This is a genomic window from Sporomusa acidovorans, assembly GCF_900101845.1.
Taxonomy (GTDB): Bacteria; Bacillota; Negativicutes; order Sporomusales; family Sporomusaceae; genus Sporomusa; species Sporomusa acidovorans.
Map to the genome: position 1 here is coordinate 1 of NZ_FNAM01000090.1, position 7,674 is coordinate 7,674.

The following is a 7,674-nucleotide window of genomic DNA, read 5'->3' on the forward strand; positions in this document are numbered from 1 at the left end:
ATCGAAGCCGTATTTGTATTACAAAGCTACTATAAGCATAGTCGCACTGATATTTCTAAAACCTTACGTTCCTTAATAAGGTTGCCGGGAATTGAGACAGAAACAGATGCAGCAACACTTGCGCAAGCCTTAGAATTTTTTGAAATGAACGGTATTGATTGGGCCGATGCGATTGTTGCCGCCAAAGCACTGGCTGCCGATCAGGCGGTGTACTCCTTCGACAATCACTTTGATAAGTTTCGTGGAGTGAAAAGAAAAAGGGTATGATATAAATCCTGAGTTTTGCAGCAAAACAAGTAAAAAAGCTCTGCTAGTCCAGTAAATACGCGGACTAGAGAGCTTTGTTTTTTTGGCAAAATAGTAGCAAGTAGGGACGGTTCTTTACTTGCCAATTAATGGTATTAAAAGAACGCAGACAGGTTCCTTGTTTCATGGCAGATTTAAGGCAGATTAACGTGCGTGTTTCCAAGTTTTACCTTAGCTGGTCTGCATTATCCAGAACTGTATCATTAGTATGATGAAAAATAGATTTCTGCCAAATTTTTTGGTAATTTGGCAAAAAATTTATGCGTCTTTAAGAATAGTAGTCTTAATGAAAGTTAAATTTTAAAAATGTAGTGAGTCAGAGAACCGTCCCTTGACTCATCGAGAACCGTCCCTTGACTCATCCTTGACAGAAAATACAAATAATGGTACAGTTATAAAGACAAAAGATCTTTTAGTCCGCGGAATAAAGACGAAGTGAATAGGAAAATCCTTAAGGATGACTTAGAGGAGCAATCACTATGAGTACCTGTGGCGAGCCGGCAGCGATGAACCGCAGGGAAAGGATGGATTGCCGAAGTCTGTATGTTGCCAGGCATTCAGGCTGGGAGTATGGTTAACAGCTATACTACTGTCGCCATTTTGGTGGAGCGCTAGTTCATCCGGACAACAAACAGCAACCTGGGAATTGTTGTCTGGAACTGTTATTAAGGCAGTCGATGCGCTACGACTGTCTTTTTATTTTTGTCAAACAGAATTTATAACAGAATTCTGTTGACATAAGTGCAACCAGTGGCCAGCGCTTTCGCCACAGGCTCGGCGTTAGCCGGGGTTTCTGACTGGAAGGTTATTTTTCCCGGGAACAAGAGAGATATTTATCTTTGTGAGAAAGAAGGAATTTTTTGTATGTCTGCACAGACAGTCGATCTGGAACAACTGTGCCCGGATAAAAAGGGATTGAAGCGGGACTTGAAGTCACGCCATTTGATGATGATTTCTGTCGGTGGCACCATTGGCACAGGACTCTTTTTGGGTTCGGGGCAAACCATTAGCCAGGCCGGTCCGTTTGGCGCTATCCTGGGGTATATGGTTGGCGGCCTCGTCATGTTGCTGGTTTTATTATGCCTTGCCGAATTATCTACGGCTATGCCGGTTTCGGGATCTTTTCAGTCCTATGCGTCACGTTTTATTTCACCAGGAGCCGGTTTTACGACCGGATGGTTATATTGGGTCAACTGGGCAACCTGTATTGCGGCCGATTTTACCGCAGCCGGTATTATTGCGAATAACTGGTTCCCCCAGATACCTGTATGGGTGTGGTGTGCCGGTTTTGCTATCAGTTTGGCGCTGCTCAATTTAATTTCGGTCAAAAATTATGGGGAAGCGGAATTTTGGTTTGCCGGTATCAAGGTAACGGCGATTATTGCCTTTATTATTGCCGGCACGGCTTTGATGTTTGGGTCTGTGGGTAACGAAGGAGCCATCGGTTTGTCCAACTTTATGCAGGATCAGGGTATTTTCCCTAATGGTTTTTTTGCCGTATTTTTATCGATGATTGCTGTCGTCTATTCCTTCCAGGGTGCTGAACTTGTCGGAATTGCGGCTGCCGAATGTGAGGAGCCGGGTAAAAATGTTCCACGGGTTATTAAAGGCGTGACTTTGCGGATTATCCTGTTTTATGTAGTGGCTATTTTTGTATTGACAGCCACAATTCCCTGGAAAGAAGCCGGGGTCATGGAAAGCCCGTTCGCCCATGTTTTTGCCAGGACCGGGATACCTTTCGCGGAAACCATAATGAGTGCCGTTGTGCTGACGTCGGCCCTGTCTGCGGGCAATTCGGCATTATATGCCTGCTCACGCCTTTTGTGGTCCATGTCCCGCGAAAATCTTGCCCCCGCCTGGCTGGGAAAATTGAACCGTAATGGCGTTCCTTTCAACGGAGTTCTTATAACTCTGGCGCTTGCCGGTCTTTCGCTTTTGACTCAGGTTTATGCCGCTGATACGGTTTATCTTTGGTTAATGTCCAGTACAGGTCTAACAGGCTGTTTAATTTGGGTAATCATCGCCTGGTGTCAGCTTAATTTTCGCCAGGAGTATAAAAAAATGGGCGGTAAAGTTCGTGATTTAATTTTTCGTACGCCCCTGTATCCCCTGGTTCCGATTTTAACGATCGTTTTAAACTTGGGGATCATTTTCAGCTTGTATTTTGATGAAACGCAGCATATTGTGCTATATGCCGGCACGGTTGTATTAGCCGGTATTTACGGGTACTACCGGCTGTTTTGCAATGGGAAAAAGGAAGCGGCGGTTCAGCTTTCCTCAGGCAAATAAGTTTTTTGGCAAAACGCAAAAGGCTTAGCTCCAAAACCTGGAGTTAAGCCTTTTTACTATTTATTCTATTATCTCCGAAAAGTGGATGACGGTCACTGTATCGTCAATATGAATTTGCTTCTCATAAATGTCCTCAAATATTTGAATAAGTTCTTCTACCGTGTTAATTTCAGGATTTTGATGCTTCAATTCATTTGTTGTCAAATCGCTATATTTTTTTGTGAGTACTCTATCGATGACGGCTGTATACAGTTTTTTCTTCTGACCATATCTTTTACCGAAGGTAACCCAAACAATTGAGTTTTCGGGATAAATGTCCCGAATGTCTCCTGGGCGGATTGTGGTTGTTTTTTTGCGGGATAGTAATAGCTGTTCGTTATGCTCTGAAATAAAGTTAAGTGCAAACATCGTAATCCCTCCGTTTCGTATTATATAAGCCGTAATTACCGGCAGGATGCCCAAATATTTTCCTGGAGGCAGAGATTAATTATAGCACTACGCGGTACTTAATTGTTTCTGCACTTTTATACAAAATCCTGCAGCTTCCCATAATTCTTTATTTGTGATCCTGTTATTAGTCTATGAGTTTCTTGGGGCAAGTAGAACCGGTTAGTAGACAAAAATTGCATATTTTGTCGAAGATTTTATACAAAAATTGCATCGCCAAAGCCCTTTTCCTTATTTGCTTTCCAATAGCGAAAGCGGCTTGGTTTTTATATTTTTCGCATAGTTTCGGTGGTTAAGGCAAAGATGACAAATAGAATGTGAGATTCTGATGTTCTTGGCACGCTATTTGCGATATTCGGGTATGATACACCGACAAAGAGCTTATTTTATACAGCAAACTCAGAATTCGGAGACGAGTGTATATTACTCGTAAGGCGGGATAAAAATGCATATTTTATTAGTTGACGATGATGCCGGTTCTCTTTTGGGAATGAAAATCGCTTTAGAACTCCTGGGGCATACCTGTGATACCTATACAGAACCCTTAAAGGCTATGCGGGACTGCATTGATCTGGGTAATAACCATAACTATGACGCCGTGGTCACAGACCTGCGAATGCCTGATATTGACGGTCTGAAGTTTGCGGGGGTAATACAACTTCTGCTGCCGGAATTAAAGGTAATTATCGTATCAGGTTTTATGAGCGAAGACATTGCTCAGGAAGTTAGATTGCGGGGCTTCCATACGTTGCTGCACAAACCGGTTAGTGTTAATGAATTAGCGGCTGCGTTGCGGCGCCCGCAAGGCGTTTAACCTATTGCCTCAGGCGGTCAGGCCATGCCGAAGACATGCAGAAAGCGGTTAGAGTTTGTACGCTGTAAGTTAGTTTAAGTTATTCTTTGTTACTTTGCAAAAAAAAAGGAGTACTATCTTTTGTTTGCAAGGTAATACATATATGGAGAGGCAGATTGTAAGTAGCTGTTAGTGACAGACATTTATTTAGATTAAATCAATGCGAATGAGCGGAAACCTGTTATTTTGCTTTGAAACCGGTTTTACGGCTAAATTTTGCTTTATTTCAAAGAATATTCGACAAATCCGTTGTTTTTTGCTATTATTAATGTCAGAGTAAAATGCAGAAAGAGTAATTACCATCACTGCCTTCTGCTGCTTTGTCTCGGTAATCCGCATAGGATTATAAGGGGCAGGGTGGCTTATTTGCTGTTATCTTTTATTTAATCAATTGCTGAACATCATATAAAAGTAGGAGTTTATGAGAAAATGAAAATTTCTACCCCGTATTATCTTATTGATGAGAAAAAGTTGCTGCGCAACTTAAAAATTATTCAACAGGTGCGCCGGCTTTCCGGGGCTAGGTCGGTATTGGCGCTGAAATGTTTTTCTACCTGGAGCGTGTTTGCCTTGATGCGCGAATATATGGATGGCACTACATCCAGTTCGCTGTTTGAAGCACGTCTCGGTTTTGAAAAGTTTGGCAAGGAAACTCATGCCTATTGTGTAGGTTATTCTGAGGAAGATATCCGGGCTGTAACTCAATTTGCTGACAAAATTATTTTTAATTCAGTCTCCCAACTGGATAGGTATTATGATATCGCGAAGTCGGCCAAGCTTGGACTACGTGTAAATCCGGGAATTAGCTATTCACATTTTGATCTGGCAGATCCGGCTCGCAGCTATTCACGCTTAGGCGTAGTTGATAAAGCGATGCTGGCCAAGCAAATACCGCGCCTAAGTGGTTTGCTATTTCATTATAATTGTGAAAACGATGATTTTGACGCCTTTTCCCGGCAACTGGATACCATCGGCGAGCATTACGGCGACTTGCTGGAGAAATTGCAATGGATCAGCCTTGGCGGTGGCCTATACTTTACGAAAGAAGGTTATCCGGTAGAGAAGTTTTGCCAAAAACTTGCCGAATTTGCCAAACGCTTCGACCTTCAGGTGTATTTGGAACCGGGGGAAAGCGCCATCACCGGCTGTGCCGAACTGGTTACCCGGGTGGTTGACCTGGTGCAGAATGAAATTGATATTGCCATTGTGGACGCATCGGTGGAAGCCCACATGCTGGATTTGCTGATTTACCGGCAAGCAGCCAAACTGGATACCGGCGGCAGGGGCCGGTACCGATATATGGTCGCCGGACGCTCTTGTTTGGCCGGCGACGTTTTTGGCACCTTTCAGTTTAACGAGAAACTGGAAATCGGCAGTGAAATCCGTTTTGCCGATGCGGCAGGCTATACCATGGTCAAGAAGAACTGGTTCAACGGCCTCAAAATGCCGGCGATTGTTGTACGCAGGCTAAACGGTACGGAAGAGCTTGTCAAGGAGTTTGACTACACGGATTTTATCAATTGTTTATCATAATTAATTTACGAGTAGAGGAGAAGGAAATGAGAAAAAACGTTCTAATTGTCGGTGCTGGTGGCGTGGGTCATGTAGTTGCCCATAAATGTGCGATGAATAATAATGTATTGGGCGATATCTGCATTGCTTCGCGTACCCAGCAAAAATGTGATGCCATTATTGAAAGTATCCGTCGGAAAAACCACCTGAAGGATGAAACGAAAAAATTGTATTCGCGTAAAGTGGATGCAATGAATATTCCTTCGCTGGTTCAATTAATCAAAGATACGCAATCAGAAATTGTCATCAATGTGGGGCAGGCCTATGTGAACATGTCGGTTTTAGAGGCATGTATAGAAACCGGTGCTGTGTATATGGATACCGCTATCCACGAAGAGCCTGACAAAGTCTGCGAAAACCCTCCCTGGTATGCGAATTATGAGTGGAAGCGCAGAGAACGTTGTGCGGAAAAAGGCGTTACCGCCATTTTAGGGATCGGTTTTGATCCCGGCGTGGTGAATGCATGGTGTGCGCTGGCTCAGCAGGATTATTTTGACCACATTGATACCATTGATATTTTGGATGTTAATGCCGGCAGTCATGGTAAATTTTTTGCTACCAACTTTGATCCGGAGATCAATTTCCGGGAATTCAGAAAAGTGTGGACCTGGATTGATCGAAAGTGGGTGTTGCAAAAAGTGCATTCGATCAAAATGGACTATGATTTTCCCGTTGTGGGAAATTGTCCGGTGTATTTAACAGGTCATGATGAGCTTCATTCTTTATCGAAAAATATGGATGCACATTCTATCCGCTTTTGGATGGGGTTTAGCGAACATTATATCAATGTGTTTACCGTTTTGACCAAGTTGGGTTTAACCTCGGAAAAGCCGGTTAAAGTGACTGAAGGCGTGGAAATTGCGCCGTTAAAAGTTCTAAAAGCCTTGCTGCCGGACCCCTCCTCGCTGGCGCCCGGCTATGTCGGCAAAACCTGCATCGGCAATTTTATCCGGGGCACGAAAGACAACAAAAAACGGGAGATATTTATTTATAATATTTGTGATCATGCCGAATGCTACCAGGAAGTTGAGTCGCAGGCGATAAGCTATACGGCCGGAGTTCCCCCTGTTGCGGCTGCCATATTGGTCGCCCGCGGCGAATGGGATGTCAAGCAGATGGTCAATGTAGAAGAATTGAATCCCCAGCCGTTTATTAAATTGCTCACGTCTATGGGCCTGCCTACAGAAGTGCTCGAAAACCCGGTGACCTTTGAACCGCCGGTTATTGAATCGTTAGAATCAGTGTGAGTATCAGAAAAAACCTTCTGTAAGTACCTTTTTTATGGTATTGCAGAAGGTTTTTTTACAACATTCCATCACTGGGGTTTATTGTAATTTTTAAAATATATTTTACTCTGGTTGAATAATCGCATATAGCTCCGAGTTGTTCTGTCTAAACCTGAGAAGGCATGAGGGACAACCGGCGGGAGCAGTGGGGAACGACGTTCCGGGTTTTCAGTTGTCGTCATAAGGCAACAACTGACAGGATATAGGGCTGGGTAGATGAATGTTTGGTGACGTGGCCCCGCTTATTTAGACAGAAGGGAGGTGCTCAAAAAAGTCTTGATGAAGTGATACTCGCAGTACTCAATAAAGCAGACAAAAAAAGGAGGATTTATTATTATGGCTTGGGATCCTACAGTATTGAAAGACTGGCAAATTGCCGAAGCGGCAGAAGGTAACATACCATCCACAGAGAAATACATGGAAATGATGGGACTGCAAAAGGATGAGATTATTCCTTACGGCAGAACGCCAAAAGTTGATTTCTTAAAGGTAATTGACCGTCTGAAAAATAAGCCCGATGGTAAATACATTGAGGTAACTGCCATTACTCCTACCCCACTTGGCGAAGGCAAATCAACAACTTCAATCGGCATTATGGAAGGGCTCGGCAAACGCGGCGTAAACGTCGGCGGTGCCTTGCGGCAGCCTTCCGGCGGACCTACCATGAACGTAAAAGGTACGGCAGCCGGCGGCGGCAACGCGCTGTTAATTCCGATGACCGAGTTCTCGCTTGGCTTGACCGGCGACATTAACGACATCATGAATGCGCACAATCTGGCGATGGTTGCCCTCAACGCCAGAATGCAGCATGAAGCCAACTACACCGACGCCGAGTTGGCAAAAAGAAACTTGAAGAGACTTGATATTGACCCGAAAAATATTGAAATGGGCTGGGTTATTGACTTTGCCGCCCAGGGCCTG

General features: G+C 43.9%; 7 protein-coding genes and 1 riboswitch. Of the genes, 6 read left to right on the plus strand and 1 reads right to left on the minus strand.

The genetic code is table 11. The features are described 5' to 3' along the window. Both BLR65_RS28165 and BLR65_RS28170 read left to right on the plus strand, forming a co-directional pair. Positions 1-267, plus strand: a 267-nt coding sequence (locus BLR65_RS28165; RefSeq protein WP_176772827.1) for a PIN domain-containing protein, incomplete at its 5' end; no start/stop codon positions are given. A 494-nt stretch (positions 268-761) separates the two neighbouring features. Next, positions 762-928: riboswitch (Lysine riboswitch) on the plus strand. Positions 929-1,047: 119 nt separating this feature from the next. Then, a complete protein-coding gene (locus BLR65_RS28170) occupies positions 1,048-2,595 on the plus strand; it encodes an amino acid permease (RefSeq protein ID WP_245693102.1) in 1,548 nt (515 codons plus the stop codon). A 60-nt stretch (positions 2,596-2,655) separates the two neighbouring features. On the opposite strand, the gene BLR65_RS28175 is transcribed toward BLR65_RS28170, so the two are convergent. Continuing rightward, positions 2,656-3,003, minus strand: coding sequence for an ASCH domain-containing protein (locus BLR65_RS28175; RefSeq protein ID WP_093798075.1), 348 nt, complete (start codon positions 3,001-3,003; stop codon positions 2,656-2,658). Between the two features lie 484 nt (positions 3,004-3,487). On the opposite strand from BLR65_RS28175, the gene BLR65_RS28180 reads away from it, so the two are divergent. From BLR65_RS28180 to BLR65_RS28195, 4 genes are all read left to right on the plus strand, one after another. Next, positions 3,488-3,856, plus strand: coding sequence for a response regulator (locus tag BLR65_RS28180; protein WP_093798077.1), 369 nt, complete (start codon positions 3,488-3,490; stop codon positions 3,854-3,856). A 468-nt stretch (positions 3,857-4,324) separates the two neighbouring features. Beyond that, positions 4,325-5,428 (plus strand): carboxynorspermidine decarboxylase, encoded by a 1,104-nt coding sequence (gene nspC / locus BLR65_RS28185; protein ID WP_093798079.1) that lies wholly within the window; start codon positions 4,325-4,327, stop codon positions 5,426-5,428. A 26-nt stretch (positions 5,429-5,454) separates the two neighbouring features. Further along, entirely contained in the window at positions 5,455-6,714 is a 1,260-nt protein-coding gene (locus BLR65_RS28190) for a saccharopine dehydrogenase family protein (protein ID WP_093798081.1), read from the plus strand. Positions 6,715-7,089: 375 nt separating this feature from the next. After that, positions 7,090-7,674, plus strand: a 585-nt coding sequence (locus BLR65_RS28195; protein ID WP_143122690.1) for a formate--tetrahydrofolate ligase, incomplete at its 3' end; no start/stop codon positions are given.